12 protein-coding genes and 2 pseudogenes are annotated in these 15,440 nt (G+C 69.9%); 8 read left to right on the top strand and 6 right to left on the bottom strand.

What is annotated here, in order from left to right; all coding sequences use genetic code 11:
• Positions 1-17: 17 nt before the first annotated feature.
• Positions 18-3,026, bottom strand: a complete 3,009-nt coding sequence (locus ACWD5D_RS05825; RefSeq protein ID WP_451371524.1) for a bifunctional [glutamine synthetase] adenylyltransferase/[glutamine synthetase]-adenylyl-L-tyrosine phosphorylase — start codon at positions 3,024-3,026, stop codon at positions 18-20.
• A 194-nt stretch (positions 3,027-3,220) separates the two neighbouring features.
• Here ACWD5D_RS05825 and ACWD5D_RS05820 point away from each other — a divergent pair.
• Positions 3,221-3,454, top strand: a pseudogene (locus ACWD5D_RS05820) (TolB-like translocation protein); the annotation flags it as partial.
• 334 nt (positions 3,455-3,788) lie between these two features.
• Complete coding sequence (locus ACWD5D_RS05815) at positions 3,789-4,127, top strand: hypothetical protein (protein WP_451371523.1); 339 nt, start codon at positions 3,789-3,791, stop codon at positions 4,125-4,127.
• A 95-nt stretch (positions 4,128-4,222) separates the two neighbouring features.
• On the opposite strand, the gene glnA is transcribed toward ACWD5D_RS05815, so the two are convergent.
• Positions 4,223-5,584 carry a type I glutamate--ammonia ligase gene (gene glnA / locus ACWD5D_RS05810; RefSeq protein WP_393880278.1) on the bottom strand — a complete coding sequence of 454 codons (1,362 nt, stop codon included), beginning with the start codon at positions 5,582-5,584 and terminating at the stop codon, positions 4,223-4,225.
• Between the two features lie 306 nt (positions 5,585-5,890).
• Here glnA and ACWD5D_RS05805 point away from each other — a divergent pair, with 306 nt between their 5' ends.
• Positions 5,891-6,112 carry a hypothetical protein gene (locus tag ACWD5D_RS05805; RefSeq protein WP_451371588.1) on the top strand — a complete coding sequence of 74 codons (222 nt, stop codon included), beginning with the start codon at positions 5,891-5,893 and terminating at the stop codon, positions 6,110-6,112.
• A gap of 41 nt (positions 6,113-6,153) precedes the next feature.
• Here ACWD5D_RS05805 and ACWD5D_RS05800 read toward each other — a convergent pair whose 3' ends face one another.
• Entirely contained in the window at positions 6,154-6,597 is a 444-nt protein-coding gene (locus tag ACWD5D_RS05800) for an Rrf2 family transcriptional regulator (RefSeq protein ID WP_451371522.1), read from the bottom strand.
• Positions 6,598-6,733: 136 nt separating this feature from the next.
• Here ACWD5D_RS05800 and ACWD5D_RS05795 point away from each other — a divergent pair, with 136 nt between their 5' ends.
• Complete coding sequence (locus ACWD5D_RS05795) at positions 6,734-7,420, top strand: DUF3105 domain-containing protein (RefSeq protein ID WP_451371521.1); 687 nt, start codon at positions 6,734-6,736, stop codon at positions 7,418-7,420.
• Positions 7,417-8,049, top strand: coding sequence for a DUF305 domain-containing protein (locus tag ACWD5D_RS05790; protein ID WP_451371520.1), 633 nt, complete (start codon positions 7,417-7,419; stop codon positions 8,047-8,049). Before ACWD5D_RS05795 ends, ACWD5D_RS05790 begins: the two co-directional genes overlap by 4 nt.
• On the opposite strand, the gene ACWD5D_RS05785 is transcribed toward ACWD5D_RS05790, so the two are convergent.
• Complete coding sequence (locus ACWD5D_RS05785; RefSeq protein WP_451371586.1) at positions 8,018-9,310, bottom strand: RNA-guided endonuclease InsQ/TnpB family protein; 1,293 nt, start codon at positions 9,308-9,310, stop codon at positions 8,018-8,020. The two genes, ACWD5D_RS05790 and ACWD5D_RS05785, sit on opposite strands and share 32 nt — an antisense overlap.
• 32 nt (positions 9,311-9,342) lie before the next feature.
• On the opposite strand from ACWD5D_RS05785, the pseudogene tnpA reads away from it, so the two are divergent.
• The 3 genes and pseudogenes from tnpA (at position 9,343) to ACWD5D_RS05770 (ending at position 14,190) form a co-directional block, all read left to right on the top strand.
• Positions 9,343-9,839, top strand: a pseudogene (tnpA, locus tag ACWD5D_RS05780) (IS200/IS605 family transposase).
• A 252-nt stretch (positions 9,840-10,091) separates the two neighbouring features.
• Positions 10,092-12,035, top strand: coding sequence for a S53 family peptidase (locus ACWD5D_RS05775; protein ID WP_451371519.1), 1,944 nt, complete (start codon positions 10,092-10,094; stop codon positions 12,033-12,035).
• Between the two features lie 106 nt (positions 12,036-12,141).
• Entirely contained in the window at positions 12,142-14,190 is a 2,049-nt protein-coding gene (locus ACWD5D_RS05770; protein ID WP_451371518.1) for an NAD(+) synthase, read from the top strand.
• 26 nt (positions 14,191-14,216) lie between these two features.
• Here the strand turns inward: ACWD5D_RS05770 and ACWD5D_RS05765 are convergent, their stop codons facing one another.
• Together ACWD5D_RS05765 and ACWD5D_RS05760 are read right to left on the bottom strand one after the other, a co-directional pair.
• On the bottom strand, positions 14,217-14,495 hold the full coding sequence (locus tag ACWD5D_RS05765) for a DUF397 domain-containing protein (protein ID WP_451371517.1): 279 nt from the start codon (positions 14,493-14,495) through the stop codon (positions 14,217-14,219).
• Positions 14,467-15,330 carry a helix-turn-helix domain-containing protein gene (locus ACWD5D_RS05760; protein WP_451371516.1) on the bottom strand — a complete coding sequence of 288 codons (864 nt, stop codon included), beginning with the start codon at positions 15,328-15,330 and terminating at the stop codon, positions 14,467-14,469. The genes ACWD5D_RS05765 and ACWD5D_RS05760 overlap by 29 nt, the downstream gene beginning before the upstream one ends.
• Between the last annotated feature and the right edge of the window lie 110 nt (positions 15,331-15,440).

The following is a 15,440-nucleotide window of genomic DNA, read 5'->3' as shown; positions in this document are numbered from 1 at the left end:
GCCTCGTGGCGGCCGGGTCAGTCCTGGTAGAACAGCTCGTCCACGACCGTCCGCGCCCTGCGGGTGGTGCGGCGGTAGGCGTCCAGCATGTCGCCGGCGTGACCGGCGCCGTAGCCCAGGTAGCGGCCGACCGCGGCCAGCTCGCGCGGTTCGGTGGGGAAGGTGTCCCCGGCCCGGCCGCGGACCAGCATGACCGCGTTGCGCACACGGCCGGCCAGCACCCAGGCCTCGTCCAGGACCGCCGTGTCCTCCGCGGACAGCAGCCCGGCGGCGCGGGCGGCGGCCAGGGCGTCGCGGGTGCGGGTCGTCCGCAGGTCCGGCTCCTGCCAGCCGTGCCGCATCTGGAGCAGCTGCACCGTCCACTCGACGTCGGACAGCCCGCCGGGGCCCAGCTTGGTGTGCAGCTTGGGGTCGGCGCCGCGCGGCAGGCGCTCGGACTCCATGCGGGCCTTGAGCCTGCGGATCTCGCGGACCGCTTCGTCGCCGAGACCGTGCCGCGGGTAGCGCAGCGGGTCGACCAGCTCGATGAAGCGGCGGCCCAGGTCCAGGTCCCCGGCCACCGTCTCGGCCCGCAGCAGCGCCTGTGACTCCCAGACCAGGGACCACCGGCGGTAGTACGCCTCGTACGACTTCAGGGTGCGCACCAGCGGGCCCGACTTGCCCTCGGGGCGCAGATCGGCGTCGATCAGCAACGGCGGGTCGGCGCTCGGCAGTTGCAGCAGGCGGCGCATCTCGGCGACGACCTTGTTCGCCGCCGCCGCGGCCTCCTGCTCGTCCACTCCGTCGCGCGGCTCGTGCACGAACAACACGTCCGCGTCGGAGCCGTAGCTCAGCTCGTGACCGCCGAAGCGGCCCATCCCTATGATCGCGAACCGGGTCGGCAGGGTGTCGCCCCAGCCCTCGCGGACCACCGCGCGCAGGGTGCCGGCGAGTGTCGCGGCGGTGAGGTCGGAGACGGCGGCGCCGACCCGGTCGATCAGGGCGCCCTGATCCGCCTCGGCGGGGTTGGTCTCGGTGCCGTAGGAGCCGACGATGTCCGCGGCGGCCGTACGGAACAGCTCGCGGCGGCGCACGCCGCGGGCCGCGGTGACGCCCTGCGCGGCGTTCTCGGCACGCCCCACCGCCGCGAGGATCTCCTGCTCCAACTGAGCGCGTCCACGCGGTTCGAGGCCGCCGACGCGGCCGACCGTGCCGTCGCCCTCGCCGAGCAGGGCCACCGCCTCGGGGGCCCGCATCAGCAGGTCGGGGGCGAGGCGGCCCGCCGACAGGACACGGGCCAGGTTCTCGGCCGCCGCGCCCTCGTCACGCAGCAGGCGCAGGTACCAGGGCGTCTTGCCGAGCGCGTCGGAGACCTTGCGGAAGTTGAGCAGGCCGGCGTCCGGGTCGGCGGAGTCCGCGAACCAGCCCAGCAGAACGGGCAGCAGCGTGCGCTGGATCGCCGCCTTCCGGGTCACGCCCGACGCCAGCGCCTCCAGGTGGCGCAGGGCGGCGGCCGGGTCGGCGTAGCCGAGGGCGACGAGGCGCTCGCGTGCCGCCTCCGGGCGCAGCCTGGCCTCACCGGGCGCGAGTTGGGCGACCGCGTCGAGCAGCGGGCGGTAGAAGAGCTTCTCGTGCAGGCGGCGTACGACACCGGTGTGCCGCTTCCACTCGCGGTTCACCTCGGCCACCGGGTCGGTGCGCAGCCCCAGGGAGCGGCCGAGGCGGCGCTGGTCCGCCTCCTCCACGGGCACGAGGTGGGTGCGGCGCAGGCGGTACAGCTGGATGCGGTGCTCCATGGAGCGCAGGAAGCGGTACGCCTCGTCGAGGCGGGCGGCGTCCTCGCGGCCCACGTAACCCCCCGCGACGAGGGCCTGGAGGGCGTCCAGGGTGGTGCCGCTGCGCAGGGACGGGTCGGTGCGGCCGTGCACCAACTGGAGGAGCTGGACGGCGAATTCAACGTCCCTGAGGCCTCCCGGGCCCAGCTTGAGTTCGCGGTCGATCTCGGACGCGGGAATGTTCTCCACGACCCTGCGGCGCATCTTCTGCACGTCGGCCACGAAGTTCTCGCGCTCGGCCGCCATCCACACGAGAGGGCCGAGCGCGTCGACGTAGGCCTGGCCGAGGTCGGCGTCCCCCGCCACCGGGCGGGCCTTGAGCAGGGCCTGGAACTCCCAGGTCTTGGCCCAGCGTTGGTAGTAGGCGACGTGGCTGCTGAGGCTGCGGACGAGGGGGCCGTTGCGGCCTTCGGGGCGGAGGTTGGCGTCCACGGGCCAGATGGAGCCCTCGACGGTGGTCTCCGAGCAGATCCGCATCATGTGCGAGGCCAGCTTGGTCGCCGATCCGAGGGCCTTGCCCTCGTCCGCGCCGTCGGCCGCCTCCGCCACGAAGATCACGTCCACGTCGGAGACGTAGTTCAGCTCGTGGCCGCCGCACTTGCCCATCGCGATCACCGCGAGGCGGCAGACGGCCGCCTCGTCGGGTGCGGCGGCGCTCGCCTGCGCCAGGGCGGCGCGCAGCGTGGCCGTGGCGAGGTCGGCGAGTTCGGCGGCGGTCTGGGCGACGTCGGTGGTGCCGCAGACGTCCCGGGCGGCGATGGACAGGAGGCAGCGGCGGTAGGCGACGCGGAGGGCCACGGGGTCGGTGGCCTCGGCCAGGCCGCGCTCGAACTCCTCCACGCCGGGGTGCAGGTCGCGGGGCTCGTAGGTGACGAGGACCTGCCAGTCACTGGGGTGGCGGGCGAGGTGTTCGGCGAGGGCGGAGGAGGCGCCGAGGACGCCGAGGAGGCGGTCGCGCAGCGGCTTGGCCGCGATGAGGGTGTCCAGGAGTTCGCGGTGGGCATTGGGCGCGGGCTGGGCCTCCAGGAGGCGGGCCAGGCCGTGCAGGGCGAGGTCGGGGTCGGCGGTGGCGCCCAGGGCCTCGAGGAGGACCGGGTCGTCGCGGACGGCGGACAGCTCGGGGCCCTCCAGCAGGCGTTCGGCGGCGGAGGGGTCGGTGAAGCCGTGCCGGAGCAGTCGGGTGAAGGTGCTGCTTCTGCGCCCCGGCGTCATGCGCGGCCTCCCGTGAGGTCTGGTCGTCCTGGCCAGAGCCTAACGGGAATGGGCGGGGGTGGGGTGGTCGTGGGTTTCGGTTCGGGGGTGGGTGGTGCGTGCCTGCGGCGGCCCGTGCGGGTGCGTCGGGGCTTCTGCCGCCCCTACGGTGGGTGGTGAGTCGATGCCGCGGCCGGTGGTGCATGCCTGCGGCGGCCCGTCAGGACGCTCCCTGGCGGCTGTACGTCCTCGGTCTGCGGACCATGCGGGAGACCGCGCCGGCCGAGCGGCGGAGCGTGGACGACCAGGCGGTGTGGAAGGACGCCCGCACGCTCGTGTACGCCCTGCCCGGGGACCACGGCGCCGATCTGCACGAGGTTTCGGCGAACGGCTCCGGTAAGGCCCGGCTGATCAGCAGGGCGGCGGTGTCGCCCGCCTATGTCCGCTGAGTGGAGCGGCGCGTGGGGCACTGCGGGGGCGCGGTGTGGTGTTCGGGCGGTGGGGCGCCCAACAACACGCCCTCGGGCTCCACTTGACTCAACGGCGGGAAGCAGACGAACAGGGAGGCCTCCTGTCGCGAGACCTCGAAGGCACGTGAGCTGCTGCCGCTGCCGGTCGGCGTCGACCGACCTCATGCGGCCCCGGCATCACGCCGAGCCGCCACCACACCCCGTGCGCCCGGCCGAGGCGAGGAACGCCTGGCCGACCAGCGCGGTTGCGACACCCATTTGGGCGACTAGAGTGAAATGACCCTATGTGAGAAACCTTCCCAAGGGGATCATTATGCCCGCCACGAACAGAAAACGGGCCGTCCTGGGCTCGGTCTTCGTCGCCGCAACCGTTGCTCTCGCGCCCTTCGGCTTTCAGCAGGCTTCCGCGGCCACACCGAGCGAGACCCACGTCGGTACAAGCGTCAACGTTCCCACGTCGGACCAGGACTACCGGCGCGGCTTCAAGGACGGCTTCAAATCCGGGTTCCGCCAGGGGCAGCGGAACTGCAACCGCGACCATGACGAGGAACGAGCCGCCACGGTTGTCCCCAAGAACCAGGACCAGGACTACCGGCGCGGCTTCAAGGACGGCTTCAAATCCGGGTTCCGCCAGGGGCAGAGGTCGTGCTGAATCCCGGCCAGGGCTCGTAGAACGTGGTGGGGCCGACGCACCACGACTGTCAGCCCCACTCGCCGCATCAGCGGTGAACCCGCTCCGGCCTGCGCCTACAGCACCGGCAGGTTCTTCCGCAGTTCGAACGCGGTGACCTCGGAGCGGTACTCCTCCCACTCGGACTTCTTGTTGCGCAGGAAGAAGTCGAAGACGTGCTCGCCCAGAGTCTCGGCGACCAGGTCGCTGCGCTGCATCAGGGCGAGGGCCTCGCCGAGGTTCTGGGGCAGGGGCTCGATCCCCATCGCGCGGCGCTCGGCGTCGGAGAGCGCCCAGACGTCGTCCTCGGCGCCCGGCGGGAGTTCGTAGCCCTCCTCGATGCCCTTGAGGCCGGCGGCCAGCAGGACCGCGTACGACAGGTACGGGTTGGCGCCCGCGTCCAGGGAGCGGACCTCGATGCGGGAGGAACCGGTCTTGCCGGGCTTGTACATCGGGACGCGGACCAGGGCGCTGCGGTTGTTGTGGCCCCAGCAGATGTAGGAGGGGGCCTCGCCGCCGGCGCCGGCGGTGCGCTCGGAGCCGCCCCAGATGCGCTTGTAGGAGTTGACCCACTGGTTGGTGACCGCGGAGATCTCCGCAGCGTGCTTGAGCAGGCCGGCGATGAAGGAGCGGCCGACCTTGGAGAGCTGGTACTCGGCGCCCGACTCGTAGAACGCGTTCCGGTCGCCCTCGAAGAGCGAGAGGTGGGTGTGCATGCCGCTGCCCGGGTGCTCGGAGAAGGGCTTCGGCATGAAGGTCGCGTGGACTCCCTGCTCCAGCGCGACCTGCTTCATGACCAGGCGGAACGTCATGATGTTGTCCGCCGTGGAGAGCGCGTCGGCGTAGCGCAGGTCGATCTCCTGCTGGCCGGGGGCGCCCTCGTGGTGGGAGAACTCGACCGAGATGCCCATCGACTCCAGCATGGTGATCGCCTGGCGGCGGAAGTCCATGCCGACGTTGGTCGGGGTGTGGTCGAAGTAGCCCGAGTTGTCGGCCGGGGTGGGGCGTGAGCCGTCCAGCGGGCGGTCCTTCAGCAGGAAGAACTCGATCTCGGGGTGGGTGTAGAAGGTGAAGCCCAGGTCGGAGGTGCGGGCGAGGGCGCGCTTGAGGACGTAGCGCGGGTCCGCGAAGGACGGGGAGCCGTCCGGCATGAGGATGTCGCAGAACATGCGGGCGGTGCCGGGGGTCTCCGCGCGCCAGGGCAGGACCTGGAAGGTGGAGGGGTCCGGCTTGGCGATCATGTCGGACTCGTAGACGCGGGCGAAGCCCTCGATGGCGGAGCCGTCGAAGCCGATGCCCTCGTCGAAGGCCTGCTCCAGCTCGGCCGGGGCCACGGCGACGGACTTGAGGAAGCCCAGCACGTCCGTGAACCAAAGGCGTACGAACCGGATGTCGCGCTCCTCCAAGGTCCGGAGCACGAACTCCTGCTGCTTGTCCATCTTCCGCTTCCCCATCCTTGCTGGTCAGGCCGCCTGTGCCCCCGGGTGAAGGGAGGCGGTCGGGCACCTGAGCATCCCACCACACCACCGTTTCGTGCGCGTTGCGGACCTTGATCGCGTGAGCGTCCCGGGCCTGAACGCGCCTTGCGGGGCAGGTGCACTGCTCTGTTGCCCATCTTGCCTGCTCGCACCGGCATCCGTCATGGCCGGATCGCTTCACCCGTGACCCAGAACACGGCCATTCAATTTGCATCTCGGATGCAAGTTTTCATGGCGTGCGGATCAGTCGAGTCGGGAGGAGCCCCGATGCTGTCCGACCAGTCCGCGGCCACCGTCCGCGCCACGCTTCCCGCCGGTGGGGGCACCTCCCGCGCGAGCGGATTCGAGCGTGGGGGAGCTGCCCTCGGCGAGATCACCGAGCGTTTCTACGCCCGGCTCTTCGCCGCCCGCCCCGGACTGCGCCGATCGGGAAGGGCGTGGCTCCCGCCGACATCCACTACGAGGTGTTCGGGCCGGATCTCTGGCTGACGCGGGACTGAGCGGGCGGAGAGGACGGAGAGGGGCCCGGGTCAGTCGCCGCGCGGGCCCCTCGCGATGTTCAGCAGCAGGGGGCCCGTCGGGTCGGCGACCATGTCCTGCACCGTCACCGGGTCCAGCGTCGCGTAGAACGCCTCCTGGGCCCGGCGCAGGGCGCCCCGCAGCCGGCAGGCTGAGTTCAGCGGGCAGGGGGTCGCGCCCTCGCACTCGACCACCTCGTCCTCGCCCTCGAAGGTGCGGACGACTCCCCCGACGGACGCCGTACGGCCCTTCTCGGTGAGGGTGAGACCGCCGCCGCGGCCGCGCCGGGCGTCGACCAGGCCCAGGTGCTGGAGTTCGGCGACGACCTTCGCGAGGTGCGTGTAGGGCACGTCCATGTCCTGCGCGACCTGGCGGGTCGTGGGGCTGGCGTCGCCGGCGACGGCGAGTCTCATGAGGACCCGCAGAGCCAGGTCGGTGGAACGCAGCAGCCGCATACGGCGAGGGTAGGTAATGCGCATCCCGGGTTCAAATTACCCGGTTGCGGTGCCCTCCCTACGGGAGAGCACACCGAGCCCACTACGATCAGCGAGCCTCACCGTCCACGTCTCTTCCCCCAGAAGGACACGCCTCATGGGTTCCGGCAAGAACAGCAGCAACGCGGCGCGCAAGGCGCGCATCGAGGAAATGCGGCGCGCGGAGCGCAACCGCGAGCGGCGAGGCCGGGTGCTGACCATCGGTGCGAGCGTGGTGGTCGTCGCGGGTCTCGTCGTCGGCGGCGTGGTTCTCGTCAACTCCCAGACTGGCAAGAAGGACTCGTCCGCGAGCGACGACGCGAAGAACGCCGGGACCTCGGGGGACTCCGGTCGCTTCGTCACCGGCGAGGACGGCGTGAAGACCTGGTCCGGCAAGCTGTCACGGACGCACGTGACGACCGAGGTGACGTACCCGATGCACCCGCCGGTCGGCGGCAACCACAACCCGGTGTGGCTCAACTGCAACGGCGACGTCTACCCCCAGCCGGTGCAGGACGAGAACGCGGTGCACGCGCTGGAGCACGGCGCGGTCTGGGTGACGTACACGGACAAGGCGAGCAAGGCCGACGTGGACGCGCTCGCGGCGAAGGTGAAGAAGACGCCGTACTCGCTGATGAGCCCGTACCAGAACCAGGACGCCCCGCTGACCCTGTCGGCCTGGGGTCACCAGGTGACGGTGAAGAGCGCGAACGACCCCGAGGTGGACAAGTTCTTCGCCGCCTATGTGCAGGGCCAGCAGACGCCCGAGCCGGGCGCCTCGTGCACCGGTGGGGCGATGAAGTGAGGCGGCAGCACGTCGGCTGGGTCGCCGGGGCCGCGGCGGCGGTGCTCGTCGCGGCCGGTGCGATCACGTACGCGGTCGCCGAGGACACCGGCGCACCGCAGGCGAGGACGCCGGATGCGGAGTCCGCCGACGCCGGGTTCGCGCGGGACATGGCCGTCCATCACCAGCAGGCCGTCGAGATGTCGTACATCGTGCGGGACCGCACGAAGGACGAGGAAGTCCGGCGGCTGGCGTACGACATCGCGCAGACGCAGGCCAACCAGCGCGGGATGCTGCTCGGTTGGCTGGATCTGTGGGGGCTGCCGAAGGTGTCGGCCGATCCACCGATGACCTGGATGGGCATGGGCGACATGGCCTCCGGCAAGGACGGTGCGCTGATGCCCGGGATGGCGACGAACACGGAGCTGAAGAAGCTCCAGTCGCTGAGCGGGAAGCAGGCGGAGATCCTGTACCTCCAGCTGATGACGGCCCATCACAAGGGCGGTATCCACATGGCCGAGGGGTGTGTGGCCAAGTGCGCCGTCGGGGTGGAGAAGCGGCTCGCGCAGGGCATGGTCGACGCGCAGCAGTCGGAGATCCAGCTGATGGCCGACATGCTCAAGGAGCGTGGCGCGCAAGCCCGTTCTTGACGTGCTCCCTGGCCTGAGGTCCAGGGATTCCGGCCTGGGTCGTCTGACCCTTCCGGGGGCTTCCTGCTTCAACGCGCTGTGCCGGGACTTTCGCCCTGGTCTTACCGGCGCTCCACGAGGCGTTTAGTGTCTCCGCCCGTCCGGCGGCGACGATTCGGCGTCCTTCGAAGAGGACGTTGCGTGCCGCGTTGTGGTCGCGGTCATGCACGGTGCCGCACGCGCCGCACGTCCACTGCCGGACGTGCAGGGGTTTGGGGCCGTCCCGGAATCCGCAGGCCGAGCAGACCTGCGAGGACGGGAAAACGCGGTCGACCTTGGCGAAGGTGCGGCCGTGCTTGACCGCCTTGTACTGGAGCATGCCGACGAACGCGGACCATCCCGCGTCGTGGACGGACTTGGCGAGCCTGGTGCGGCCGAGGCCGGACACCGCGAGGTCTTCCACATACACCGCTTGGTTGTCGCGAATGATCTGTGTGGATGCCTTGTGGTGGAAGTCCCGGCGCCGGTCCGCGACACGCGCGTGCTGGCGTGCGACCTTGATGCGGGCCTTGGCCCGGTTCTTCGATCCCTTGGCCTTGCGGGACAGCTCCCGCTGAAGGCGCCTGAGCTTCTTCTCCGCCCGGCGCAGGAAGCGGGGGCTGTCGATCTTGCTGCCGTCGGACAGGACGGCGAAGGCGGACAGACCGAGGTCAATACCGGCGTCCGTGTCCACCTCGGGCAGGATGTCCGGCTCGGTGTCCACGACGAAGCTGAGGAAATACCGGCCCGAGCTGTCCTTGATGACGGTCAGCGAAGTAGGCGGGGCCGGGAGTCGCCGGGACCACCTGACCTTCAAGTAGCCGACCTTGGCCACATACACCGTGCCGTCGCCCTGGACGGAGAAGGCGTTGGCGTTGAGGCGGATCGACTGCCGGGTGTCCTTCTTCGACTTGTAGCGGGGAGGGCCGACCTTGCGGCCCTGCCGCTTGCCCTTGACCGAGTCGAAGAAGTTCTTATATGCGGTGTCCAAGTCCCGCAGGGACTGCTGCAGGACGACCGCCGATACGTCGGCGAGCCAGGCGCGTTCCTCGGTGCGCTTGGCCTGGGTGATGCGAAGCCGGGACAACTCGGCCGACTTCACATACGGCAGTCCGGCCGCGTGTGCTTCCTTGCGGTCGCGCAGGCAGTCGTTCCACACCACGCGGGCGCACCCGAACGCATTCGCCAGCGCGCGGCGCTGGGAAGTGTCCGGGTAGGCCCGGAAGTTGTAGCGCAGCTGCACGGCCGCGATGCTAGCCATGATCGGTCTCATTGATGTGCAGAACGCTGCAGAACGACTGCAGATATGACAGACGTATCGTTTCGGCGATGCACGTGCATGTGGTCTTCGTGACGAAATGTCGGCCGGGAGTCTTCGACGACGAGACGCTGACGCGCTGCGAAGAGATCATGCGCAAGGTGTGCGAGGACTTCGAGGCGGAACTGAAAGAGTTCAACGGCGAACACGATCATGTCCACCTCCTGGCGCACTACCCGCCCAAGATCGCCGTATCGAAGCTGGCCAACAGCCTCAAGGGCGTCTCCGCCCGCCGGATACGGCTGGAGGCACCTCCCGGCCGAAAGCCGGGGGAGAGTTCACCAGCCATGTCAACCGCGCCATCACGCACGGGCACCTGTGGTCGCCCTCATATTTCGCCGCATCCTGCGGCGGAGCACCGTTGGCGATCGTCCGCCAGTACATCGACCAGCAAAAACGACCGCTCCAAGGTGCACGTCAGAGCAGCCTTGAGATGCATTCATCCCCGGCGTGAACGCCAGGGCTTTCTACAAGATTCCCGGTAACACCACCGGAGGGACGAACCCTTCACGAACCCCTCAAATCGCTCTGGATGACGGTTCCTTGAGCTTCTCTTGACCTTTGCGTTCCCCTGGCATGAACGGTTCATCGCAAGAGTGGCCCCCATCGTGTGATCCATTCGCCGGCCGGTACCGCCGCGGGCCGGCGATCGCCTCCACGACGTATCGACCACTACATGCATGCGAACCGCATCGCAGGGGGTTCTATGAGATCCAACCGCGCGAAGGTGCGCGCCGGCGTGAGCATGGCGGCGACACTGCCCATGATCGCCGGTGCGCTGGCGCTCGGCATACCCGCGGCGCAGGCCGCGGACACCCCGGCCCGTGACGCGCTGGCGGGCACCAGGCCCGCCTGGGCCACGGCCACGGCGGACAAGGGTGCCACCGCCGACAACGCCCAGGTCAAGGCCCGGGTCTACCTGGCCGGCCGGGACCGCGCCGGACTCGCCGCCTACGCCAGGGCCGTGTCCGACCCCAGCTCGCCGCACTACGGCAAGTACCTCAACGCCAAGAAGGCGCAGGCCCGCTTCGGGGCCACCAAGGCCCAGGTGTCCGCCGTGAAGACCTGGCTGCGGTCGGCCGGTCTGAAGGTCACCGAGGTCACCGCGCACTACGTCACCGTCTCCGGTGACGTCGCCGCCGCCGAGAAGGCCTTCAACACCCAGCTGCACGAGTTCGCCAAGGGTTCGAAGACCTACCGCGCCCCGGCAAGGACGGCGTCGGTGCCGGCCGGTCTGCAGGGTGCCGTCCTGACCGTGACCGGTCTGGACAACGCCCCGCACAAGTCGAACCACGACGAGCAGCTCCCGCCGCCGGACGCCGTGTTCAAGAACGCCGGGCCGTTCTCCTCGTACTTCGGCTCGAACGCCGCGAGCACGCTGCCGCAGGCGTACGGTCACACGATCCCGTACGCGATCAAGGGCTACACCGGCAAGCAGCTGCGCTCCGCCTACGGTGCGGGCGCGTACACCGGCAAGAACGTCCGCATCGCGATCACGGACGCCTACGCCTCGCCGACCATCGCCTTCGACGCGGGCAAGTACGCGGTGAAGAACGGTGACGCGGCCTGGAAGACCGGCCAGCTGCACCAGGTGCTGCCGAAGAAGTACACCAAGACCAAGGAGTGCGGCGCGGCTGGCTGGTACGGCGAGGAGACCCTCGACGTCGAGGCCGTGCACGCGGTCGCGCCGAACGCCGACGTCACCTACGTGGGCGCCGCGTCCTGCTACGACGACGACCTGCTCGACTCGCTCAGCAAGATCGTCGACAACCACCTGGCCGACATCGTCTCCAACTCGTGGGGCGACATCGAGGCCAACCAGACGCCGGACCTCGCGGCCGCCTACGACCAGGTCTTCCAGCTGGGCGCGGTCCAGGGCATCGGCTTCTACTTCTCCTCCGGTGACGACGGCGACCAGGTCGCCAACACCGGTACGAAGCAGGTCGACACCCCGGCCAACTCGGCGTGGGTGACCGCGGTCGGCGGCACCTCGCTGGCCGTCGGCAAGGACAACGCGTACCAGTGGGAGACCGGCTGGGGCACCGAGAAGGCGACCCTGGCGGCCGACGGCAAGAGCTGGACGAACTTCCCCGGCGCGTTCACCTCGGGCGCGGGCGGCGGCACCAGCAGGACGGTGGCGCAGCCGTACTACCAGAAGGGCGTCGTCCCGGACTCGCTCGCCAAGGCCAACAGCGCCGACGGCAACCGCGTCGTCCCGGACATCGCGGCCATCGCCGACCCGAACACGGGCTTCCTCGTCGGCCAGACCCAGACCTTCCCGGACGGCTCGGAGCAGTACAGCGAGTACCGCATCGGCGGCACCTCGCTGGCCGCCCCGGTGATCGCGGCGGTCCAGGCCCTGGCCCAGGAGGCGCGCGGCGGCACGGCGATCGGCTTCGCCAACCCGGCGATCTACGGGAAGTACGGCAAGGCCGGTGTCTTCCACGACGTCACCGACAACCCGACGGGCTCCGGCCTGGCGGTGGCCCGGCTCGACTTCGTGAACGGCTTCGACGCCGCCGGCGGCCTCGCGACCTCGGTCCGCAGCCTCGGCAAGGACAGCTCGCTGTCCGCGGTGAAGGGCTACGACGACGTCACCGGCGTGGGCTCGCCCGCGAACGGCTACGTGCAGTCGTACCGCCGTCACTGAGCCGCTGAGCCGCTGAGCCGCTGACGCGGTAGGCGCGGCCAGGGGGGCGTGGGGTGTCGACACCCCACGCCCCCCATCGCGTCGCTCTGACGATTACACTGGGCGCGTGCCTCCGTTGAACTTCTGGTCGATCTATCAGCATGGCTTCGCACGCGTCGCCGCGTGCACGGGTCACACCGTCATCGCGGACCCGCACGCCAACGCCGAAGCGGTCCTGCGCCACGCGCACCGGTGCTCCGAGGAGGGGGTCGCCGTCGCCGTCTTCCCGGAGATGGTGCTGTGCGGCTACTCGATCGAGGACCTGCTGCTCCAGGACGCGCTGCTCGATCAGGTCGAACAGGCCCTCCAGGAGGTGGTGGCCGGGTCGGCAGAGCTGCTGCCGGTCCTGGTCGTCGGTGCCCCGCTGCGCCACCGCAACCGGGTCTACAACTGCGCGGTGATCGTGCACCGCGGCCGTGTCCTCGGTGTCGTGCCCAAGTCGTACCCGCCGAACTACCGGGAGTTCTACGAGCGCCGGCAGATCGGCGACGGCGCCGACGAGCGCGGCGGGTCGATCCGCGTCGGCGGCGAGTCCGTGCCGTTCGGCGTGGATCTGCTGTTCGAGGCGGGGGACGTGCCCGGCCTCGTGCTGCACGCGGAGATCTGCGAGGACATGTGGGTGCCGGTGCCGCCCAGCGCGGAGGCGGCCCTCGCCGGTGCGACCGTCCTCGTCAACCTCTCGGGGAGCCCGATCACGGTCGGGCGGGCCGAGGACCGCAAGCTGCTGTGCCGCTCGGCGTCCTCCCGCTGCCTGGCCGCGTACGTCTACGCGGCGGCCGGCCTCGGCGAGTCGACCACCGACCTGTCCTGGGACGGACAGACCATGATCTACGAGAACGGCGCGCTGCTCGCCGAGACCGAGCGGTTCCCGCTCGGCGACGAGTACGCGGTGGCCGACGTGGACCTCGACCTGCTGCGGCAGGAGCGGCAGCGGACGGGCACGTTCGACGACAACCGCCGTACGCATCACGCGCGGACGAGCGACTTCCGGACCGTCACGTTCGAGCTCGATCCGCCGCTCACCGACCTGGGGCTGCGCCGTCGCCTGGAGCGCTTCCCGTTCGTGCCGGCCGACCCCGACCGCCTCGCCCTGGACTGCTACGAGGCCTACAACATCCAGGTCGAGGGCCTCCAGCAGCGACTGGCGGCGATCGGCGCCCCGAAGGTGGTCATCGGGGTGTCCGGCGGCCTGGACTCCACGCACGCGCTGATCGTCGCCGCCCGCGCGATGGACCGCGCGGGCCGCCCGCGCGGCGACATCCTGGCCTGGACCCTGCCCGGCTTCGCCACCAGCGACCACACCAAGGACAACGCCCACAAGCTGATGAACTCGCTCGGCGTCACCGCGGCCGAGCTGGACATCACGCCGACCGCACGGCTGATGCTGCAGGAGATGGGGCACCCGTTCGCCTCCGGCGAGCCGGTGTACGACGTCACCTTCGAGAACGTGCAGGCGGGTCTGCGCACGGACTACCTCTTCCGGCTGGCCAACCAGCGCGGCGGCATCGTGCTCGGCACCGGTGACCTCTCGGAGCTGGCGCTCGGCTGGTCCACGTACGGCGTGGGCGACCAGATGAGCCACTACAACGTCAACTCGGGCGTGCCGAAGACGCTGATCCAGCATCTGATCCGCTGGGTCATCAGCAGCGGCCAGTTCGGCGAGGAGACCGGCGGGACGCTCGCGGCGATCCTCGACACGGAGATCAGTCCGGAACTGGTGCCGGGCGAGGAGATGCAGTCGACGGAGTCGAAGATCGGCCCGTACGCGCTGCACGACTTCACGCTCTTCCACGTGCTGCGCTACGGCTTCCGGCCGTCGAAGATCGCCTTCCTGGCCTGGCACGCCTGGCACGACGCGGAGGCAGGCGCCTGGCCGCCGGGCTTCCCGGAGGCCAAGCGGGTGGCGTACGACCTTGAGGAGATCCGGCGCTGGCTGGAGGTCTTCTGCCGCCGTTTCTTCGGGTTCGCGCAGTTCAAACGCTCGGCCATGCCGAACGGGCCGAAGGTCTCGGCCGGCGGTTCACTCTCCCCGCGCGGCGACTGGCGCGCACCGTCGGACAGTTCGGCACGGGCGTGGCTGCGGGACCTGGCGCGTTTCGACACCCCGGAGGCGTGAGGGTAACGGCCCCCTGGGCCCCTGGTTCACCTCTTGAGCGAGGCGACGAAGGGGGCCCAGGCGGCGGCGCTGAGGATGAGGGCGGGGCCGTGGGGGGCCTTGGAGTCGCGGACGGGGACGAGTCCGGGGATGTTGTCGGCGACTTCGAGGCAGTTGCCGCCGTCACCGTTGCTGTAGCTCGACTTGCGCCAGATGGCGGCGCCGGGGAAGTCGCCGGCCACTTCGACGCATTCCCCGCCGTCACCGTTGCTGTAGCTGCTCTTGAACCAGAGCGCGTCACTCAAGTCGATCCGGTTGCTTGCCATTTCGGAAATCCTCTGCAGCTGCCTTGATCATGGCGAGGGACGTGTCTGGTGACAGCGCGACGGCCCTGAGCCGATCGTATGCCTTGCGGTACTGCTTCACGAGGCCCGGATCATCGATGGTGTCGCCGCTGTAGGACGCCTCGGTGTAGATCAGTGGCGGCGCGTCCGGGAAGGTCATCACCATGATGGAGGCGGCGATCAGAGGGTACGCGCCGCACGTCCGCGGAACGATCTGCGGAGTGATCCGGCGCCGCTCGGCCAACTCCACGACCCGGTCCAACTGTTCGGCCATCTCCGGCGGAGGAAGGATCGGGGCCGCGATCAGCGACTCGTGCAGGACCGCCCAGTACTCCGGGGTGGGGTGATCCTCCTCGAAGAGGCGGGCACGGGCGAGTCGGGCCGTCACCTTCTCCTCGACCCACTCGTCGGAGGCCGCCGGGTGGGCCGACCGGACCAGCGTCCGAGCGTACGGGGCGGTCTGGAGCAGCCCGGGGAAGATGATGGGGGACCACAGCTCAATGGACTCCGCATACTTCTCCGCCTCCAGGGCCTTCTCGAAGTACACGGCATGCGGCCCCCTCCGCGCCTTCCGCACATCCTCACAGTGCCGCTCGAAGAACCCATCGGTGTTGAGCACCCGGTCCGCATGCCTGGCCAGATCGAGCGGCATCCTCCGCTCCCCGCGCTCGATGTCACTGAGAAACGTCTTGCCGTAGAAGCTCCCTTCAAGGAACGCCTCCAGCGACATCCCCGCAGCCTCCCGCTTCCACCTCAACTCCTTGCCGTAGAAGGTCGGGACGCTCATCGAGCCGTCAATGTCCTTGCGCCGTGCCATCGCTCACCTTCCGCTGCCCCGGTCGCGAACGCGAAACCCCTTTCACGGTAGCCAGCCCGAAGACAGTCTGTGAGGCGTTCGTCACACACCGCACAGAAGGCTGCCCACAC

Source organism: Streptomyces sp. NPDC002520 (assembly GCF_053595235.1).
This window is presented reverse-complemented; position numbering and strand designations above follow the sequence as displayed.

Bases quoted from the DNA above. Each gene is read 5' to 3' on its own strand.
- ACWD5D_RS05760 (WP_451371516.1), bottom strand. From the start codon at position 15,330: ATGGCACGGCGCAAGGACATTGACGGCTCGATGAGCGTCCCGACCTTC.
- ACWD5D_RS05800 (WP_451371522.1), bottom strand. From the start codon at position 6,597: ATGCGGCTGCTGCGTTCCACCGACCTGGCTCTGCGGGTCCTCATGAGA.
- ACWD5D_RS05775 (WP_451371519.1), top strand. From the start codon at position 10,092: ATGAGATCCAACCGCGCGAAGGTGCGCGCCGGCGTGAGCATGGCGGCG.
- glnA (WP_393880278.1), bottom strand. From the start codon at position 5,584: ATGGACAAGCAGCAGGAGTTCGTGCTCCGGACCTTGGAGGAGCGCGAC.
- ACWD5D_RS05825 (WP_451371524.1), bottom strand. From the start codon at position 3,026: ATGACGCCGGGGCGCAGAAGCAGCACCTTCACCCGACTGCTCCGGCAC.
- ACWD5D_RS05765 (WP_451371517.1), bottom strand. From the start codon at position 14,495: ATGGCAAGCAACCGGATCGACTTGAGTGACGCGCTCTGGTTCAAGAGC.
- ACWD5D_RS05805 (WP_451371588.1), top strand. From the start codon at position 5,891: ATGCTGTCCGACCAGTCCGCGGCCACCGTCCGCGCCACGCTTCCCGCC.
- ACWD5D_RS05795 (WP_451371521.1), top strand. From the start codon at position 6,734: ATGGGTTCCGGCAAGAACAGCAGCAACGCGGCGCGCAAGGCGCGCATC.
- ACWD5D_RS05815 (WP_451371523.1), top strand. From the start codon at position 3,789: ATGCCCGCCACGAACAGAAAACGGGCCGTCCTGGGCTCGGTCTTCGTC.